The following is an 18250-nucleotide window of genomic DNA, read 5'->3' on the forward strand; positions in this document are numbered from 1 at the left end:
GATGGAAGCAAACGCCGGCAGCATTCTTGCGCCCGTTAATTATTCTGACGACAACGTCGCCAAACCCCTTGAAAATCAACCTGTCAATTTTTACTCCCTGACATTGGAAGATCTGAAAGCTTATATCAAAAGCAAAGGTAAAGAGCAGTTCCGTGCTCAGCAGATCTTCAAATGGGTTTACGAGCAACGCGTGACTGATCCAGAGCAGATGACCAATCTGTCCAAGGAGTTCCGTCAGGATCTTCCATCGATGCTTTCTTTTGAGCTTCCTCCGGTGCTTCAGCATTTGAAGTCTGTGGATGGCACTCAGAAATTCCTTTTCGATATGAAGGATGGCATGTCTGTGGAAGCGGTCGTGATCCCTTCTGAAGACCGTCTGACTTTGTGTATTTCTTCTGAAGTGGGCTGTAACATGGCCTGCAAATTCTGCTTCACTGGCAAACAAAAACTAAAACGCCGCTTGCGCACCGAAGACATCGTGGGCCAGTTCATGCAGGTACATGACCGCTTGGGTGAAGGTCAGCGCATCACCAATATCGTGTTCATGGGTATGGGCGAGCCTTTGGATAATCCAGAAGCAGTGTTTAAAACAATCGACGTGATCCATTCTCCATGGGGGATCAATCTGTCCCGCAAAAAGATCACTGTCTCCACTTCTGGCATCGTGCCGGAGATGTGGCGTGTGGCTGATGCAAAAGTGCGTTTGGCCGTCAGCTTGAATGGTCCCAATGACGAAATCCGTACTCAGGTAATGCCAATCAATAAACGCTGGGACACCAAAACCTTGTTGGAAGCTTGTAAAGAGCACTACCGTGTTTCCAAAGACAAAATCACTTTCGAGTACGTTTTGCTAAAAGGTATTACGGATCAGTTGGAACACGCCCGTCAGTTGGTAAAACTTGTGAAAGACGTTCCATGCAAAATCAATATCATTCCGTTCAACGAACACCCAGGCTCTGGTTACGAGCGTCCTGATGACGACACGATCCAGGCGTTCCATACGGAATTGATGAACTTGGGCGCGCACGTTCTTCTTCGTCGATCCATGGGTCGCGATATCTTCGCAGCTTGTGGTCAGTTGACGACTGTGAAAGAGCGTCCTCAGACGATGGATATTTCCAACTCTCGTCTGGCGGGTCTTCCTAAATACAAACGTGAACTCTTGGCTGCTGAACAGGCTCAAGAAAGTAATCAACAATAGAGGTAACATTATGTCTGAAATTCTTGTTGTCGGCAGTCTTGCTTACGATTCCATCGAAACTCCCTCCGGTAAAGTGGACCGTGCTTTGGGTGGTTCTGCGAACTACTTCTCTTTAGCAGCGTCCTTGTTCTCTAAAGTCCGCGTCGTCGGTGTGGTTGGTGAAGACTACGATCAGAATGACTATGATCTTCTGAACAACCGTGGCGTGGATCTGGCGGGTCTTTCGAAAGTTCCGGGGAAGACATTCCACTGGGCCGGGTCCTATGAGGGTGACTTGAATGAAGCGAAAACTTTGAAAACGGACCTGAACGTTTTTGCAGACTTCAATCCGCAATTGCCAGAGCATTTCAAAGACTCCTCTTTCGTGTTTTTGGCGAACATTGCCCCGGAACTGCAATTGCAGGTTTTGGAGCAGGTGAAGTCCCCGAAATTTGTCGGCATGGACACGATGAACTTCTGGATCTCCATCAAAAAGGACAAGCTGATTGATGTTCTAAAAAAGGTGGATCTGGTTCTGATCAACGAAGGTGAAGCGAAAATGCTGACGGGTGCTGCGAATGCGATCTCTGCCGCTCCGTTGATCACGGCGTTGGGTCCTAAGGCTGTTGTGATTAAGCGTGGTGAGTATGGTTTTGCGATGTACACCAAGGACGAAGGTTACTTCATCCTTCCAGCAATGCCGATTCCAACTGTTGTAGATCCAACAGGGGCGGGTGACACCTTTGCCGGCGGTTTCTTCGGCTATCTGGCAGCTCAGAAGGAAGTTCCAACGATTGCTCATTTGAAGCAAGCTTGCATCATGGGCTCTATGATGGCTTCGCACACGATTCAGGATTTCTCTGTGAAGGCGTTGGCTAAGGTTACTCTAGGTGATCTTGAAAAACGTTTGGCTGACTACAAGAAGGTCATCACAGTTTAGTATTCTTTGTGCCACGGGGCCTTCAGTCAGAAGGCCCTTGGTCTAGTTCCTTGCAGAATTGCGCTTAATTCCCAATCCTAGGTCTGGCTATCGTCAGGCAAACCAAACAAAATTTAGCAAAAAATCCTCTGATGTATCAATGAGATGCGAGAGTTTGCCGATAGATGTGGATATGAAAACAAAGTACATCTTGTCATGGATTCTCTGTTTCGCAATAGTCAGCACAGTTTCCTGTTCTGGAAATGATCCTGCATTTCCAACAGTAACTGAAAACCCAAGTACCGATCCGGGTACCAACCCAGGGACTGATCCCGGTACAGACACGACGGACACAACAGTTCCAGCTGGCTCGGCCTTGTACTTCCGCTTGGGAGTGAAGTGGGAGTCCGCAGCAGAAACGGCCGCTTTTACGAATTTGAATAGAGCCGAAAGCGGTGATTGTATTGTCACTTCAGTGACTCCCGATATTACTTGCAGCTTTGCGATTCCAGAGGGACAGCTTTATCACAGTATCCTTCAATTTAGGATGGGCAGCAAAGCCGCAGCATCTTGCCCAATTTTGAAGTTCTCCCCATACTACTACCGAAAATCAGCGGCTTCCCCTGTGACGGATGATGCGGGCACTCCGGCGGATGAAACAGCTCCGGGCTATAATCCGGCTGGTGGTGACGCCGAACTATCTTGTGCTGATGGCAAAGAGCCGTTGTGTTACGGAGGTGCTGCGCCACATATGGTGGAAGGATTCCCGAAAAATACAGGGCACTACTTCTTGCCGCAGGTGACACCGGAGACCAGCTATACATTGAATTCAGAGAATAAATTGAGATCCTACTATGGAGCTGGAGTGAACTATCTGGTGACCAATGATCTTCCGACTTTAGATCGTGCAGCGAATGCGAATGCACCTGCTGATATTGCTGCTTCTAGAGAGCGTGTCGGAAATACCTTTAATGACTATTATATCTGGTGTGAGACTTTCTGGGCCGAGCCTGTTTTTAGTATCAAGGTTATGATTTCCGATGAGAACGTCGATCCGGATGGTGGTTTGGATCAATATCCAGACTGGCCCGGTGTTAACAACTAGTTGGCATTTAATATTTTATTCTTCAAGAGACCCTAGGCTTCTAGGGTCTCTTTGTTTTTGGCGATGGCTTTTGCGGGGATTTGTTCGGCGATATATTCCGCAATGGCGGCGATGGTCAGAGACGGGTTTGGTCCTGTGGAAGTGGGCAGAATACTACCATCCACAACATACAACCCGGGATGACCATAGACTTCACCCAAAGGGCTGACAAAGCCCGTGTCTGGAGTTTCCCCCATCGGACAGCCTCCTAAAGGATGGACAGCGACGACTTTATTTAGATAGGTCAATGGGTTGTCGACGAAAATACCACCGATTCTTTCGGCAATTTTTTTCATCTGGGTTCTCAGGCGGTCAAAATGCTCCCGGCTGGACTCCATTTTCCATTTGATAACCGCCTGATTGTCTTCGCGCAGGTGAACTTCGCCATCGGGTTTGTCGCGTCCCATGCCCAGCAGGACAAAGCATCGTTTCGTAAATTCAGCCCGATCGATGGCGCGCGCGAACTCTTCGCCGACATTGACGGGTGCGGTATTTTTAGCGCCAAAGATTCTTAATACGTATTTTTTAAGACTCTGTGTCACCAGATTCGTCAGTCCGGCAAGGCCGTGCAATTGCGGGATTTTGCCCGACAAATACCACGCAAAACCAACAGGAAACCCGGCTTCCTGAAGGTACATGCCATGAGGATATCCGTCTGAATAATCCTTGAAATTATACTCGATAGCACTCGTGATGACAGGACCGTTGGTGGCATCGACGTTTTCCTTTGAGCCGAATATCAACCCCAGAAGATCTCCATTGCCACTCCATTTTTTTCCCAACCAGGAATTCAAATGTGGCAGATGTCCCTGCTTTTTCATCTTCAAAAGCAGGGATGCTGAACCAATGGAACCCGCCGACAAAATAACTTTTTTAGCCGTGAAGCTGTTTTCTTGCTGAGGAAACTCTGGGATCACATAGGTGACTTTGTAGTGATCGCCCATGGATTCAATGCGGATGACTTGGGCATGAGTGCGGATATCCATGTTCGCGTCCCGCAGGTGTCGGGCCCGGAAGAGGTAATTCAGATCCAATGTGTTTTTTGCCTGGATGTTGCAACCGATGTCGCAATCACCGCATTTATTGCATTTGCTCTGTAAAGCGCCATGCATGTTGTGAGTTTGATGACCCGGGAAGCTGCCTTCAAAACGCACTGCTAAAGCGGGCAGTTCAAAGCGAGGTGCTTCCGTCGTCCCACTTGGAGGTGGCACTTCCTGCGAAAGTCGCTTGAGCAACGCTGTCTTGGGAGTGTTGCGATAGTAATTCTGACTTTCGAAGGGATAAGGTTTGGCCTCCATCATTTGCAGAACCCGGTCATAGTACTTGTCCAGAGAGCTTCTGTTGTAAATGCTCGGCCATCCTTTGAAGAAACGTTCGGGCATGCGATAAAGGACGTTGGCATAAATGAGACTGCCACCACCCAGTCCACTGGCGGTCAAAGTCAGAACATCGCTCTCAGGATTGTCGCGGACTTCCATCAGGCCGTACTTTTGATCCTCCGGGTCCCAGAACATTCTTTGCTGAATGTCGTGGGGACGACGGGGAAACTCATTCATTTTCCACTGTCGGCCTCGCTCCAACAGGCAAACTTTGTATCCTTTTTCCACCAATCGGCAGGACATGACAGAACCACCAAAACCCGAGCCGATCACAATATAGTCATAGTCCATAGTCATCCTAGGCAATACGCAAGCGTGCCTTTTGTTGAGGTTGTTGCACAGACGAGTGCTGCTTCAGAAATTGAACAAGTTCCGGAAAGACTTCTTTGTCGCAGAATTGTCCCATGAAAATATCCTGATGGCCGTAGTGGGGATACTCCCGGTATTGCACGCGAGGTCCGTTCGGCGTTTTTTGCAAGGCCTCGTAGGTCACTTTATTAGATTGTGGGAAGATGTGATTTTCTTCTCCGGAAATCAGAAGAGTCGGCGGCAAAGCCCGTGTCTTCATTTCTTCCAGATAGTTGATCTTACCATCCCATGAGACGGACTTTTTTTGTAACAGCATCTTTCGGATGTGTTTGTGATAGTGGAAGCTGGTTCCTCCGAACAGATCCGCCAGTCTGCGGTGAGTGGTCGGATGTATATTGCGGTGATTGAACACCGCCGGGAAACCCCATCCCCACATAAAGCTGATCATGTGACAGGCAGGTTCTTTGCATTCGCTTCGCAGCGAGCGCTCCATCACAGATATCCATTTCCCAAAAGTGGTTCCGGGCATATAGGGAATGCGTGGACTGATGTAAGGGTAGCCCAGAACATTTTCGAGAAGCTCTGGTCCAACCATCATCTTCATCAGGGCAGGCCAGTGAACTTGAGGGGTTAAGGAAACACTGTTGGCAGTGATACTGGCAATATCGTCAATATAGCCAGCTGCATAGGAGGCCATAAATGCCAGTGAGCCCACGCAATGTGCGATCACATGAATGCGCACATCCTTGCCGCAATGTTCGCGAATATACTGCACACCACGAGGGATATCATATTGAGCGATGTCATCTATTGTATAGCCATGTGGGGTCAGGTTGTATGCGAAGCGGCCACTGCCACGCCAGTCCAGCGACCAGACGTCACCGAAGCCGGATTTGTGCAGATGGTTCACCAGATTTTCATGTTCTGGCATAATGAACATATCCGTAGAGGAAGTCAGGCCATGAACCAGAAGAATGACATCCTTGGTTGCTTGGTATTTAAAACGCTGGATGGAAATGCTGAGTCCATCGCGGGTATCCAGAGGGTGCAGAGTGGATTCCCCCTGATGAACCCCCTGAAGTGTTTGAGGAGGGAAGGCGTGTTCATTCCAGCGATGAGTTGTCGTACTGAAAATGAATGGCGCATAGGCCTCCCACAGATTGCCCAGAAAGGCTTTGAAGTATTTTAGGATGGCCTGTTTGTCTTTAAGGGCGGTGGGGGCGTTGGTTTTAAAAGTTGAAAGTTGTTTAAGGAAATCAGTCGGACTGATTTTTAGAACTCCCACACCTGTGACTTCTTTGTCGCCAAAGTTTTCATAAAAGGAATGCCCTTCCCAAAGATAGAAATAGAGTGTGGTGGTCTGCGACCAGATGTCAGAAGAAGCTTCTTTTAGAAGATTCTTATATCCAAATAATGTCCACTTTCTTTCTTCGCGATCTGTCAGAAAAAGAGTGTAGTGCATTTCTTTGGCGGTATCACGATCCGGGCTGGCGGCTGGGCGGGTGAAGAGATGAAAGAAGCCGTGCTCGACAGATAAAGAATCTCCGAAGCGAATATCCGTAACGGCTCCCTTTACGGAAGAGGGAGTGCTGTTGTCAGCAAAGAATTTTTCCAGATCGGGAACTTGAATGGTTAGGTTGAACTCAAAGGGAAGTTTGTCAAAACGTTGGGCTTCCTGCTCAAAGTCATTCTGTGAAAGAGGTGAAGAGGGTGATAGGTTGAATCTCTTTGCGACAAAAAAACCGGCCATTCTTTCTTGAAATTCTAGATATGTGGCTTGTTTTGACATGTAACAATCCTTTGTTTATTGACTCACAATACGAACTTTCCAAATAACAGTAAATACGTCGCAAGCCTAGGTTTCATGGACGCACTAAAGATTTGACGGACGCACGCGTAGAGGGAGGAATGATGTAATCTTCAAAAAAGACGCGGGTCAAAAAATACCGATTGCGGCGGACAAGAGCAGCTTCTTTTGTTAAGCTGTCTTTACATTCATAGGAATCTTTGGGTTCCAGCCCGTCGGGTTGGAAGTTTATCGATGGTAGGGTCGCCGTCATAAGGAGTGCCCATGGATCTTCCTCAGAAGTTCTTGAACCTTTTGGTTATACTTATCCCTCTTGTCGTGCTGGTTTCAGCATTTTTCATTCTGGATTACCTGCAAAAAAGAAAGAAAAAGGATGCGGAATAGTCGCGCTCTTGTCTCGGATTGAGACGGGCCCGACCTAGATCCTGTTATTGATAGGGCTTTGTTTTATCCTTAAAGGGAGGACCGGAAAATTCCGATATTTCCCTTAGACATGAGCAAAAAGAAAAAGAAATCTTCAGCTGCTGAGAATCTCATTGAGTCATTAATGGATGACCTCAAGGATATTCAATCCGAGTCCTCGTATCGTACGGGTGGCTCTGATGATGATTTTGCCGGCTTGCCGGGGCTTGATGCTGATGAACACCGCTTGGATAAAACCTCTGCCGGGAATCTTTGGGACAGTCTGGAAAAAGATATCAGCAAAGACCCAGGTAAGGATCTAGATGCCTCTGAATTCATCGGTGGTGTGGACTATTCTTCTGATGCTGAAGTCAGTTCGTATGACGGATCTTACAAAGAAGCCGTTGTTGAAAACTCGGAAGATTCTGGCGATGCAAATGACTTTGAAATGCCAGATGGTTTTGGAGATCTGCCACCTTCAGAACGCTTCATGACGGGCCCGTCTGCAGGGGAAGAGGATCGCTATGACGGTCCTTCCGCGGATGTGGGATACCAGTCTGCAGATGAGTTGATGTCTCCTCCGACTCCGGAAATGGATGATGATTCCACACGCCCGGTCTTTAGTTCACATGCTCCGGCAGGTGAAGATAAGACGGTCTCTATTCAGCAGGATTTTGGTGCGACCAGTTCCGCTGTAGGTGGGACAGACGCTGACAAGACCGTGGCTGTTGAAGGCTTTGCGAATGCCCGCGTCGGTGCCCGTAAGGCTCCGGACGTGGATGTCAAAGTCAGTGTGGGCAATTTCCGTGGCAGCCGTGGTTCTGCCAATGTGATGACATCCGTTGATGCCAGTTTGGCTCAGGCTGAGAACCTGAAGCTGGCTCAGCAGCGCATCTTGGAGTTGGAAAAAGAAGTCGAGCTTCTGCGTGGCGAAAATGAGGAGCTGGCTTCCGCTGGTGAGATCATTCGTTCCCGCACGGATGATTTGACGGTCCGTATTTCTGAAATTGAAAAAGAAAAAACCGAGATGCAGGAATCCGCGCACAGCGAGATTCTGATTCTTAAGGGCAACCTTCAATACAAAGAAAATGAAGTGGCCAAGGCCCGCATCAAGGTCGAAGAGCTTGAAGCTAGACTTAAATCTGACTTTAAGAAGATCCGTGTTCGCGAAAGAGAGCTGGAAAACCGCCTGGAATTGCTCCGTGCAGAAAAATCCGCTCTTGTTCGGTCCAAAGATGAGTATATCTTAGAACAGAAAAGAAAGATTGATCAGCTCTCTCAGGAACTCGATAATTATCGTAAGAAATGTCTTGAGCTTAACAAGACTATCGAGGCCAATCAGGATCAGGTCAAACGCACCGAACGCGCACTGCGTTTGGCTTTGACGAACCTGGAGGCGAAAGAAGAGAATCTCGTTCCGTTGAAGAAAGCTGAGTAGTATGGAAGCCACTTCCCAGGCCGAGAGTAGCGAAGGCACCGCCGTCGCGAAACCCGCTCCCATTAAAAAGGTTAAGGTCATTATCAGTGATCTCCATTTGGGGAAGGGCCGTCTATTGGAACAAGGGGGGATCAACTCCCTGGAAGAGTTCTACTACGGTGAAAAACTGGTGGAATTCATTCACTACTACTCCACTGGTGTTTTCCGGGACTACGAGGTGGAGCTCATTATCAATGGCGACTTCCTGAACTTCCTGCAGTGCGATTACAAAGGGCATTTCCTGTCTGTGATCACAGAAGCCGTCACTTTGGAGATTCTCAAAGATTGCGTCAAAGGCCACCAGAATGTCTTTACAGCTCTGGCAGAGTTCGCCGCCAAACCGGGGAACACAATCACCTATATCGTGGGCAACCACGATCAGGGGATGTTGTGGCCAGCATGTCGCGCGTACCTGAATCAGGTGATCGGGACTCCCATCCGCTTTAAGAACATCGTTTATTTCTTCGATGGCGTGCATATCGAACATGGTCACATGCACGAGGCCGCCAACCGCATGGACCCCAAAAAAGTTCTTCCTGAAGAAAGATCTTGTCGAACCGATTCTGAATCTTCCCTTCGGGTCCCACTTCTTTTTTGGAAGTGGTGTTGAAGATCAAGCAACATTACCCACATGTGGATAAGATTCGCCCTTTTGGCAAGATGTTGCGGTGGGCTTTCCTGAATGAAACCGGAACTATGATCAAGGCGTTCTTTATGGCTATGGGCTATTTTGTGAAAAGTGCCTTCGTGAAGGACCCGCGCCGTCATTGGCCTCTCAAGCGTATTATTCAGGTTATTGCAGAAAGCGCTATTTTTCCGGATCTTAGTGAGTCTGCGCGCAAAGTTCTGAGCGATGAACGTGTCCATACGGTTATTTTTGGCCACACCCACGTTTACCAATATCGCCAGTGGTCAGAGAATAAAGAATATTTCAATACAGGAACATGGACTGAAGTCACATCTTTGGATATCGTGTCTTTGGGAAAAATCACGAAGCTGACCTATGTTCTTATCGAGTACCCGGAAGACGGAGGACGACCGCGAGGGCGTTTGAAGGAGTGGAAGGGTTACCACAAAATCGAAGAAGACGTAGCTATATCCTAACCGGCCGATGAAAACAGCCCGATCGACTGCGTTGTCGGAAAACCTTCTCGCTCCGACGTGCTTTGAGCACGCCTGCGCTGCGAGGGTTTCCCTCCGCCTTGCGCTCGAACTGTTTTGATCGGCCTTCAGCTTTAGGTAGAACTTTTTGGGGAAAGAATTTTTATGTTGGAGATTACTCAGGGGCTTCATAAGGTTGATCCGGTTGTTTTGGGGAAGTGTCAGGAGTCCTTGAAGTTGTTTTTGCAACGTAAAGAGATTGGCTTTCCTCAGTTGATGGAGAGGGTTTCTTTGTGGCAGCAGTCCTATAAAGTGGGGACGGAGCTGGCGGCGAAATTTAGGAAGCTTGTGATTGTGGGCCTGGGTGGTAGCTCTTTGGGGACTCGGGTTATTGCCGAGGTCTTCCGCGCTCGCAATATGTACTTTGTTGATAATGTCGATGCCTTGGATTTTGAAGCCATGATCGAAGAACTGGGTGATCTGAAAGAGGTTGCTTGGGCGTTTATTTCTAAAAGTGGTACCACGATTGAATCTTTGTGTGCCCTGGAGCTTGTGGATCAGGTCTATAAGGAGGAAGGTCTTTCTCTTTCACAACATAGCGTGGTTATTTCTGAAACCAAAGACAGCAGTTTGACCAAGTGGGCTCGGGATAACTCCGTCACGGTCTGTGAGATTCCGCTGGATATTGGTGGACGTTTTTCTGTGCTTTCCCCTGTGGGGATGATGCCAGCGGCCTTCCTGGGATTGGATCTGGAAAAGTTTCGCGTGGGCGCGATGCGTGCCTTGAATGATACAGCGGTGATCACGCAGACCATGGCGCAGGTGGTGCAAAGTTATTCCCGCGAAGAATGGATCACGCTTTTGTGGATTTATAACTCTCGTATGAAATCTTTCGGGGCGTGGTATCAGCAGTTGTGGGCAGAGTCTCTGGGGAAACCTGTGACCCGCGCAGGAAAACCGGCACCTCGAGTCAGCACGCCAATGGCGGCGGTGGGTGCTTCTGATCAGCATTCTATTTTGCAACAGGTGATGGAAGGTACGAAAGATAAGTTCGTGATCTTCCAACGCGTGGAAGAGTCCGAAGGCGGCTCTCAGCGCATTCTGCATGCTCAGTTTAAAGAAACGCAGGACCTGCAAGGGCGCACCATGGGCGAACTTCTGCGGGCAGAATGCCTGGCCACACAAGAGGCCTTGAATCAAAATGGGATCTCAACAATGACTCTTAAGACGAAGGTCTTAGACGAACACACCTTGGGGTACATGTTCATGTACTGGCAGCTGGTCGTGGCGGGGCTGGGCGAATATCTGCAAATAGACGCATTTAATCAGCCTGGTGTTGAGCTGGGCAAGAGACTAGCGAAAGAGAAATTGAAGAAAGCATGATTGTCATTCGTCGCCTCGGGGACTTATACTTTTCCTTATGGCTCACAATGATGACAATTCAGACAACTTAGAGAAAACCAGTATTGTTGCCAGCGACACTTTTAAAGGTCGTTTGAAAGAGGCTGATGATGTGCCTCCGGCAATTGTTGTATTGATTGGACCTCCGGGTTACGTCGGTAAACAGTATCCTATCACGGCCAATGATATTGTGATTGGCCGCTCTGTCGAGAGTCAGGTTTACATTGATGACAAAAGCTTGAGTCGTTCCCACGCGAAATTCGCAGTGAACGGCAGTGAAGTGTCAGTGATTGATTTGGGTTCGACCAATAAAACCATTGTGAATGGTCAGGTGATTCCACCATTGGCCTCTTGTCTGTTGAAAAATAATGATCAGATCAAAACCGGGAACGTCATTTTTAAATTCCTTGAAAAAGGCAGTATCGAAGCGATGACCAATGCGGCGATGTACGATCGTGCGCAAAAGGATGCTTTGACCGGAGCTCATTCCAAGGGTGCTCTTTTGGATAAGGGCCCTGAGGCGATGAAACGCGCCGAGGTTCTGAACGAGCCATTCAGTCTTGTGACTTTCGATATCGACCATTTTAAAAAGATCAACGACAGCTTTGGTCACCCGGGCGGAGACCATGTTCTGAAAGAACTTTGCCGTATCGTGATTACGAAGCTGATCCGCTCCAATGACTTCTTTGCCCGTTATGGTGGGGAAGAGTTCGTCTTGCTGTTGTCCGGGTCTCCGTCCAAGACGGCCGGTGAAGTTGGCGAACGTATTCGCCAGACTATTGAGGCCCATGACTTTGTTTTTGAAGGTAAGAAGATTCCAGTAACAATCTCTGTTGGGGTTGCCACGAAACTTCCGAACGAGACCGAATGGACTCAAGTGTACGATCGTGCCGATAAGGCCTTGTACCAATCCAAACAGGGCGGTCGTAACCGCACCACTATCGTTTCATAAAACTATTTGCATCGGGCTGCTGTGATGGTGGCTCCGGTGGTTGTTGTATTCAAAACCAGGTCGGCTCCGCAGCGACTGGTTTTGGCGATTCCACGCGCTTCTGTGCAAGCTTCCTGTGAACTGAAATAAAAAACTTTGCCATCAAGATCTGAATAGCGGCTGTCCACGAACATGACTTCGGATGTTTTGTCATTGCAGAACAAAGTCGCAAAGGCCGAACCGTCCTGCCCATAATAGCGATCCACGAACGGCGTCAGCTCCCGCACTGAATAGATGCGGAAAGAGCGAACACTTGTGGCATGGCTCAGGGAGGAAAACAGAATCAGGGAAAGGCAGGTGGAAAGGTATTTCATGAGACCTCCTGTTTTTCGGACTCCCTTAAACTCTATCTAAGAACGTCGGCGGCTTTAACATATTAATAGTGACCTTAGGCAGACACTGCTGCGCAGAAGGCGAACCGCAACACTTTAGACCTTGGTCTAGCCCATAAGGAATGATTATGGGTGTCATAACAAAACGCGTAATTCCTAAGATATTTCATATATTTAGAGCCACTTTGACTCCTGCCAATTCGGCATCATCGTTGCATTAATGAAAGAGTGTAGGCACCGCGGGTTTGGGGGCGAATTTACCGGGGGCTGAGGGGGGCAGAATGGCTCTTCTGGGAAAAAAATTCAGAACGTTAACCGAATTTAGACAGAAACGAGTCATAGTATGGAGAGAGATCTAAACGTGACGGATCTTGAACTGGTTGAAAAAGTAAAGTCTGGCGACAGACGTGCTTTTTCCGAACTCGTGAAACGACATCAGAGAAGTGTGCTGCGGTTGAGTTTGAGGTTTGTGAAGGACATGGACACTGCGGAAGATGTGACGCAAGAAGCGTTCATCAAAGCTTACGAGAAGCTGAACTCTTTTGAGGGCAGAGCTTCTTTCAAAAGCTGGTTGTTCCAAATTGCAGTTAACACTGCGAGGAACAAAATCCGCGAGTGGAAAAGGGACACCGTCGATATAGACGATGTGCAGTTAGCGGTGGATGCCGAAGCTGAAACTACATTAGTCCATACGGCGGTGGCAGATATCCTGCACAACGAAGTGGAAAAGTTGCCATTTAAACAAAAGACAGCGTTGGTACTTCGTGTATACGAAGACCTCAGCTTTAACGAAATTGCCGATATCATGCAGTGTCCTTACGACACAGCGAAGGCGAACTACCGCCACGCTCTCATGAAGCTTCGCCAAACTTTTGAGCAACAAGCAGAGCTCAAAAATTGGACGGAAGAAGTTGGTGGTTTCTTTATGGAAGTAAACCAAAGATTTGCGGAAGCAGAGGGATAATCAATGGACCGTATCGAACCGATGGATCGTATGGATAAAATGCGTAAGGGGCTGAAAGCCACCGATGAACTTGAACTCCCGATGAACGAAGATTTTTTCGATCGTCTGCACGACAAGATCATGGCTGAGGTTGAGCAAACAGAAATTGCGCCGGCTCCTCTACTTATGAAGCCCAGAAATGTTCTTCGCGCTCACTGGCGAGGATGGCTTTATCCGGCAGGCGGTATGATGTCACTTTTCCTTTTCTCAGCATTGTTGTTGGGTCAGGTGTCAAAAGTAAACCAGTCTATGCAGCGTGTGGGCTTATTGAGTGATGGTCACGAGCGTATCGTAGCGCAGGCTCTTCTGTCCCCAGAGGACCTATCCCAGACTTTAATCAGCACGCAGAGCGAATCTGACTTTTTTATGGACGTAGCTCGCGAATCATTCGAAAATTTATCTGTAGATAAATTCAATAAAATCATGGGTGAAAGCGGACGCTAACACCCTGACTTCGGGTGAGACGACGTGCGCAGACTGACTCTGTTATTACTTTCAATTTTCTGTCTAAATTCGGCTTTCTCCGTGGCGGTCCATGCTGCGGAGAAACGCAATCAGCTCGAAGAACTGTTAATCTGGAAAATGAGTGATGAGCTAAAGCTCAGCACCACCGAGGAAAAGAAATTTTCGGACATCGTCAGAGAAATCAATAAAAGAAAAGCACAATACAATCAGGAGCTTCAGGCTTCCGTTGAGAAGATGGGCAAAGCCACGACAGGTAAAGCCAAGGATGAAGAGCTGACTTTGTATCGCAAATCTTTGCAAAACTACGGACGTATGAGCGAGGAAGAGTTCGACAAGCTCAAGCCTTTATTGGGGCCGGAGCGTATGGTGCAGTATCTGCAAATCAAACAGGACCTTACAAACCGTATCAAGACCATGCTGACGAATCCCGAGGTCAGCCCCAAGGCAACCAAGCCGTTGCCTTCACCGAAGTTGATTGAGGAAAAATAAATCAGCGGCAATCTTTCCCATTGGGCCGACGATCACCCCAGCGCACCGCCGGGGCATAGTCTGAAGAGGAAATCAGTTCGCCACTGAGGGCTTTGGAGGCCACGTCCCACGCGGATATCTGGCGCCCCGGCCAGTGTTCAAAGCGGCACTGCTCAAGCTGGGCTTGGCCGTCACTGATGTCTCCGGTCAGATGAGGGTCCCCATCAGTTCTTTTTTTCCAGTCATACAGGTCACGCACTTGCAGGTAGGCATCGCGAATGCGCTTGTCGCGACTGTCTGTGGAAAACTCATCACGTAGATCCCCGCTTAAGCAGCGGTTTCCGTTGCTGGCCACTGCGCTCCATCCTTGATGAACAAGTTTTGCGCGGGCTTTCAGCAGGCCGCAAATACTTTCCACGACGACATCCACACGTTCTTCAAAGGTGGGAATGCGCGTGCGCAGAAGGCGGCGAATTTCTTCGTGCCACTGAAAGATCTGGCGGCGGTTGATAAGCTTTAGTGGGGCCCATTCGGCCAGTTCAAACTGATTCAAGCCATAACTTGGCAACTGCTCAGTGCGCAGGCTGTAGTGGCCTGGCTGTTTCCAAATGCGGTAGCCAGCACGTTTCAGCAGTGGTGCCATGTACGGGTTTTTGCTTTGGCTCAAGGTGCGTACCAGTCTTGGGGAGGTGGAGGAAATCACCTCGACAAATCCGGTGTCGGTAATGGATTTGACGTATTCGGCATGGCCGCCGTTAAATCCGGTTCGGCGTTTTTCTTCTTCAGAAAGATGCGGGCTCAGAAAGATGACGCCTGGGCGGAAGCTCTCTTTGGAAATCTGTACCGGGTAGGAATCCAGTTCCAGAGTATAGGTTGAACTCAGATCGCTGACGTATTCCAGGAAATTGCGCAGACGCTCTTTTTCAGGCAGATGATCCCAGCGGGACATCTTGTTGCTGATATAGCTGCCGCTTTTGGTTGGATCGGCAAACTGAACGGGCAGGCCATTTTTTGCAGCAAAGATCACTCGGGCAGCATAGACGGCATCCGCACAGTCGGTTTTCAGGCCATAGAAAGGTGACTGCGGGGAAGAAAAGATCTCTGCATGGAATTCCTTTTCGATAAAGGTAGAAAAGGCGATTTCATGCTCTTGATTCCAGGACTGGTGTGCGTTCCAGACGGAGGCACTTCCCAGGCATGGCAGAAGAAGGATCAGAAACGAAGTAAATAAAGATTTCATCAGTTCAGGTTCAATCCGGGCCAGGAAGAATCCGTGGCCTCTTTGATGATGTCAGTTCCCACTGTGAACTCGACCTGGTCTTCTGCATTCTTACGTGGAGCCTGGCTGGTTTCGCGGAACTCAAATCGGATCAGGCAGAAGCGGGGGACATTCATCGCGTTGGAATTCAAAAGCAGGCGATAGAAGGTCATTTGCAACGAAGGGAAGTTCATGAACGGAGTTCCTGAATTACCCAGAACCAAACCGGGAGCCGCAATTTCTGTCAACTCGCGAGGGCCGCTGTTATTGCGGTATTCGCAGACGAAATAAGAGCGCACTTGCAGTCCCGAGTTTTGGATATAGTTGCGGCTGGTGGCACCCAAAAGAGTTTGAATGCTGTATTTACCGATTGACAGATCTTCCAGCGGATTTGATCCGCCATTGCCATTGCCATTGCCATTGCCATTGCCATTGCCATTGCCATTGCCATTGCCCCCAGGTCCATTTCCGTTTCCTGGGTTTTGGTTGTCGACGCTTTCAGGATCATTGGCATTGTCCGGATTCTTGTATTGCCCGTAGCAGTTGCCGTTACTTTTTTTAAGGCCTTTGTCGCAGACGCCATTTTTTGAAGGTGTTTCATATACAGGGCCCAGATAGCAGAAATCCAGGTGGTAGCTTGCACCATATCGCTCGCTGGATAAATTCACTGTCAATTCGGTGATGTTATTGAACCACTGAGTTTGTGCCGAGGAATACACTTTCGGTTCTGAATCGGAAACCAGCACGTCATTGTCGATGGAATTGTTGTGACGGTCCGAGAGCTCAAAAGACAGGGAATCAGTTCCGGCCATCGGGTTGGTGATGACTTCGGATTCGCAGTTGGGATTTTCGCAGGCCCCGGAAGTCGGAGCCGACTGCCTTGGATGAGAAATCCCCAGATTGCATAAGTATAGATCTTCAGAATAGGTTCCATTCGGAAGAGGTTCGTCCTTTTTCTTTTTGATATTTACCTTTGCAGAGGCCTGCAGGCAGAACCCCAGGGTCAGCAGCAAGACAGCCAGAAGACGAATCATTACGGAGCCTCACAGTTTACAGCAGGGTCCTGTTGGAATGAGTGTGTGTAGTTACCCAAGACTGGTGATTCACGTTTGTAGGTATACTGTCCCAGCTTCAGGACGCCAGATGATGAATCGGCCTCCAGAATCTTAAAGCGAGTCGTCAGCTTGGAATAGAATTTGGACTTTCCTGCATCAGCACAGGACGATTTGGAAGGATTGCAGACTTTGTTGTAATAAGATGGCCATTGGTTGTTATCGCCAAACATGCGCAGGGACTGAATGGCTTGCTCTACGATTTGATTGGCATCGCCTGAGCTCAGCGCTGGCAAACCGGCCACGGGTCGCAAGCCACGGCTGCTGGTAAAGCCCGGCAATGAGCTGATAGGGTCAATGCCCGCAGTTCCCAAAGTGCCCTGGATATTGATCAGGAACTGGAAGAAGTCCTGAGTCGCCATTGTAAAGTCATCCAGAGGATCAACGAAAAGAGTGACTAGTTCGTACTCATCGCCTGCTTCAATATGAGTCTCTTGCAGATTATGAGGCACGGTTTTCAGAAGTCCCTGCCATTGTGGGAAAATAAAATCGGCATACCACCATGAATCGACAAGTTCTTTTTTTCCGTTGGCGGTGACACGGTACAACTCCATCTCTGCCGCGACTGGAGCCATGAAGTTGTTTGGTGTCGAGCAGTTGCCTTGCTTGCAGCTGCTTTGGCCAAGGTTTGAGGCCGCCAAAGATGTGATGATGGTGTAGGTGTTGTTTTGTCCCGTGATGCTGATGTTGCCCATGTGGGTATCAACCATAAAGTCAGTCGGGAAGCGCGGGTTTTCTTCGCCATTGTCTTCCGTCAACGCCATAAGCTGCTCGGAAGGCTGAATGTAAAAGCGTCCTTGGCGCGTACCCAGGGCCGTCAAGTCGGGACTTAGGCCGGAGTCGTCCCCAGAGAGGTAAGAGTTAAGAGCAAAGGGAATGTCCTGAGGATTGATGCCATGAGTTTTGAGGAATTCAGGACTTTGGCATTCTTCCTTGAGAGCGACACTGATGGAAACGCGGTTGAAGGGTCTTAGTCTTAGGAAACAATAGTCGCCTTCCATGCGAATATAGCCGCGGTTGTCATTGGTGACTTTGCAGGCTTTTTGATCAACTTTGAAATTTAAAGCGCGGCCTTCGAGATCAGCAACCGAAAGATAGGTGCATGATTTCAGGATCTGATGCTGTCGTGCCACCAGGCCGGCTGTGGGATAGATCGGTTCCTTAAGTTGGAACGGAGAGTTTTTGAAGGAGCAACGAGGTGCTTCCATTTTGCCGTCGAACACCAAATCAGAAAAATTGGCATCCACCTGAGGTGAAACAATGCCGACCGCCAACATCAGGAAAGGACCATCAGTCGCAGCACAGTGTTCAACAAGAGAGGGAACTTGGGAAGTTTTGGCACCGTTGGAGAATCGTCCAACGGCACCCGTTTCGGAATTCAAAAAGATGTTCAAAGAACCGAGATTCTGCATTCTGCAGGCAGCAAAGCCCGAAGAGGCAGAGACCAGAACCCCAAGAAGAGTCGCGAAGGTAAATATTTTTACAACATTTGATTTCATAAC

Annotated in this window: 17 protein-coding genes; 11 read left to right on the forward strand and 6 right to left on the reverse strand. The window is 48.7% G+C overall.

Annotated features, from left to right (window positions below):
- Position 1: 1 nt before the first annotated feature.
- The 3 genes from rlmN (at position 2) to ACES2G_RS03210 (ending at position 3204) form a co-directional block, all read left to right on the forward strand.
- Positions 2 to 1201: a 23S rRNA (adenine(2503)-C(2))-methyltransferase RlmN gene (gene rlmN / locus ACES2G_RS03200; RefSeq protein WP_374001325.1), complete on the forward strand. Its 1200-nt coding sequence runs from the start codon at positions 2 to 4 to the stop codon at positions 1199 to 1201.
- 10 nt (positions 1202 to 1211) lie between these two features.
- Positions 1212 to 2120: a PfkB family carbohydrate kinase gene (locus ACES2G_RS03205; protein ID WP_262553452.1), complete on the forward strand. Its 909-nt coding sequence runs from the start codon at positions 1212 to 1214 to the stop codon at positions 2118 to 2120.
- A gap of 172 nt (positions 2121 to 2292) precedes the next feature.
- Positions 2293 to 3204, forward strand: a complete 912-nt coding sequence (locus tag ACES2G_RS03210) for a hypothetical protein (protein WP_374001326.1) — start codon at positions 2293 to 2295, stop codon at positions 3202 to 3204.
- 32 nt (positions 3205 to 3236) lie between these two features.
- On the opposite strand, the gene ACES2G_RS03215 is transcribed toward ACES2G_RS03210, so the two are convergent.
- Both ACES2G_RS03215 and ACES2G_RS03220 read right to left on the reverse strand, forming a co-directional pair.
- A complete protein-coding gene (locus ACES2G_RS03215) occupies positions 3237 to 4913 on the reverse strand; it encodes a GMC oxidoreductase (RefSeq protein ID WP_374001327.1) in 1677 nt (558 codons plus the stop codon).
- Between the two features lie 7 nt (positions 4914 to 4920).
- A complete protein-coding gene (locus ACES2G_RS03220) occupies positions 4921 to 6720 on the reverse strand; it encodes an alpha/beta fold hydrolase (protein ID WP_374001328.1) in 1800 nt (599 codons plus the stop codon).
- A gap of 565 nt (positions 6721 to 7285) precedes the next feature.
- On the opposite strand from ACES2G_RS03220, the gene ACES2G_RS03225 reads away from it, so the two are divergent.
- The 5 genes from ACES2G_RS03225 (at position 7286) to ACES2G_RS03245 (ending at position 12071) form a co-directional block, all read left to right on the forward strand.
- The gene (locus ACES2G_RS03225) at positions 7286 to 8578 is read left to right on the forward strand and encodes a hypothetical protein (RefSeq protein ID WP_347359068.1); all 1293 of its coding nucleotides are present in this window, start codon (positions 7286 to 7288) and stop codon (positions 8576 to 8578) included.
- A 1-nt stretch (position 8579) separates the two neighbouring features.
- Positions 8580 to 9227, forward strand: a complete 648-nt coding sequence (locus tag ACES2G_RS03230; protein WP_374001329.1) for a hypothetical protein — start codon at positions 8580 to 8582, stop codon at positions 9225 to 9227.
- The gene (locus ACES2G_RS03235) at positions 9224 to 9721 is read left to right on the forward strand and encodes a hypothetical protein (protein WP_374001330.1); all 498 of its coding nucleotides are present in this window, start codon (positions 9224 to 9226) and stop codon (positions 9719 to 9721) included. Before ACES2G_RS03230 ends, ACES2G_RS03235 begins: the two co-directional genes overlap by 4 nt.
- A 162-nt stretch (positions 9722 to 9883) precedes the next feature.
- The gene (locus ACES2G_RS03240) at positions 9884 to 11101 is read left to right on the forward strand and encodes a glucose-6-phosphate isomerase (RefSeq protein ID WP_347359070.1); all 1218 of its coding nucleotides are present in this window, start codon (positions 9884 to 9886) and stop codon (positions 11099 to 11101) included.
- Positions 11102 to 11138: 37 nt separating this feature from the next.
- Complete coding sequence (locus ACES2G_RS03245) at positions 11139 to 12071, forward strand: diguanylate cyclase (RefSeq protein ID WP_347359071.1); 933 nt, start codon at positions 11139 to 11141, stop codon at positions 12069 to 12071.
- Between the two features lie 2 nt (positions 12072 to 12073).
- On the opposite strand, the gene ACES2G_RS03250 is transcribed toward ACES2G_RS03245, so the two are convergent.
- Positions 12074 to 12424 carry a hypothetical protein gene (locus ACES2G_RS03250; protein ID WP_347359072.1) on the reverse strand — a complete coding sequence of 117 codons (351 nt, stop codon included), beginning with the start codon at positions 12422 to 12424 and terminating at the stop codon, positions 12074 to 12076.
- A gap of 379 nt (positions 12425 to 12803) precedes the next feature.
- On the opposite strand from ACES2G_RS03250, the gene ACES2G_RS03255 reads away from it, so the two are divergent.
- The 3 genes from ACES2G_RS03255 to ACES2G_RS03265 are packed head-to-tail and all read left to right on the forward strand — an operon-like array spanning position 12804 to position 14399.
- Complete coding sequence (locus ACES2G_RS03255; RefSeq protein WP_374001331.1) at positions 12804 to 13406, forward strand: RNA polymerase sigma factor; 603 nt, start codon at positions 12804 to 12806, stop codon at positions 13404 to 13406.
- 3 nt (positions 13407 to 13409) lie between these two features.
- Entirely contained in the window at positions 13410 to 13889 is a 480-nt protein-coding gene (locus ACES2G_RS03260) for a hypothetical protein (protein WP_374001332.1), read from the forward strand.
- Positions 13890 to 13913: 24 nt separating this feature from the next.
- Positions 13914 to 14399, forward strand: coding sequence for a hypothetical protein (locus tag ACES2G_RS03265; protein ID WP_374001333.1), 486 nt, complete (start codon positions 13914 to 13916; stop codon positions 14397 to 14399).
- Between the two features lies 1 nt (position 14400).
- On the opposite strand, the gene ACES2G_RS03270 is transcribed toward ACES2G_RS03265, so the two are convergent.
- The 3 genes from ACES2G_RS03270 to ACES2G_RS03280 are packed head-to-tail and all read right to left on the reverse strand — an operon-like array spanning position 14401 to position 18247.
- Positions 14401 to 15618, reverse strand: a complete 1218-nt coding sequence (locus ACES2G_RS03270) for a hypothetical protein (RefSeq protein WP_347359076.1) — start codon at positions 15616 to 15618, stop codon at positions 14401 to 14403.
- The gene (locus ACES2G_RS03275) at positions 15618 to 16670 is read right to left on the reverse strand and encodes a hypothetical protein (RefSeq protein WP_374001334.1); all 1053 of its coding nucleotides are present in this window, start codon (positions 16668 to 16670) and stop codon (positions 15618 to 15620) included. Before ACES2G_RS03275 ends, ACES2G_RS03270 begins: the two co-directional genes overlap by 1 nt.
- Positions 16670 to 18247 (reverse strand): hypothetical protein, encoded by a 1578-nt coding sequence (locus tag ACES2G_RS03280; protein ID WP_347358740.1) that lies wholly within the window; start codon positions 18245 to 18247, stop codon positions 16670 to 16672. The genes ACES2G_RS03275 and ACES2G_RS03280 overlap by 1 nt, the downstream gene beginning before the upstream one ends.
- Between the last annotated feature and the right edge of the window lie 3 nt (positions 18248 to 18250).

This window comes from Bdellovibrio bacteriovorus, assembly GCF_041888015.1.
Classification (GTDB): domain Bacteria; phylum Bdellovibrionota; class Bdellovibrionia; order Bdellovibrionales; family Bdellovibrionaceae; genus Bdellovibrio.

Bases quoted from the DNA above. Each gene is read 5' to 3' on its own strand.
- rlmN (WP_374001325.1), top strand. From the start codon at position 2: ATGGAAGCAAACGCCGGCAGCATTCTTGCGCCCGTTAATTATTCTGAC.
- ACES2G_RS03205 (WP_262553452.1), top strand. From the start codon at position 1,212: ATGTCTGAAATTCTTGTTGTCGGCAGTCTTGCTTACGATTCCATCGAA.
- ACES2G_RS03210 (WP_374001326.1), top strand. From the start codon at position 2,293: ATGAAAACAAAGTACATCTTGTCATGGATTCTCTGTTTCGCAATAGTC.
- ACES2G_RS03215 (WP_374001327.1), bottom strand. From the start codon at position 4,913: ATGGACTATGACTATATTGTGATCGGCTCGGGTTTTGGTGGTTCTGTC.
- ACES2G_RS03220 (WP_374001328.1), bottom strand. From the start codon at position 6,720: ATGTCAAAACAAGCCACATATCTAGAATTTCAAGAAAGAATGGCCGGT.
- ACES2G_RS03225 (WP_347359068.1), top strand. From the start codon at position 7,286: ATGGATGACCTCAAGGATATTCAATCCGAGTCCTCGTATCGTACGGGT.
- ACES2G_RS03230 (WP_374001329.1), top strand. From the start codon at position 8,580: ATGGAAGCCACTTCCCAGGCCGAGAGTAGCGAAGGCACCGCCGTCGCG.
- ACES2G_RS03240 (WP_347359070.1), top strand. From the start codon at position 9,884: ATGTTGGAGATTACTCAGGGGCTTCATAAGGTTGATCCGGTTGTTTTG.
- ACES2G_RS03245 (WP_347359071.1), top strand. From the start codon at position 11,139: ATGGCTCACAATGATGACAATTCAGACAACTTAGAGAAAACCAGTATT.
- ACES2G_RS03250 (WP_347359072.1), bottom strand. From the start codon at position 12,424: ATGAAATACCTTTCCACCTGCCTTTCCCTGATTCTGTTTTCCTCCCTG.
- ACES2G_RS03260 (WP_374001332.1), top strand. From the start codon at position 13,410: ATGGACCGTATCGAACCGATGGATCGTATGGATAAAATGCGTAAGGGG.
- ACES2G_RS03270 (WP_347359076.1), bottom strand. From the start codon at position 15,618: ATGAAATCTTTATTTACTTCGTTTCTGATCCTTCTTCTGCCATGCCTG.
- ACES2G_RS03275 (WP_374001334.1), bottom strand. From the start codon at position 16,670: ATGATTCGTCTTCTGGCTGTCTTGCTGCTGACCCTGGGGTTCTGCCTG.
- ACES2G_RS03280 (WP_347358740.1), bottom strand. From the start codon at position 18,247: ATGAAATCAAATGTTGTAAAAATATTTACCTTCGCGACTCTTCTTGGG.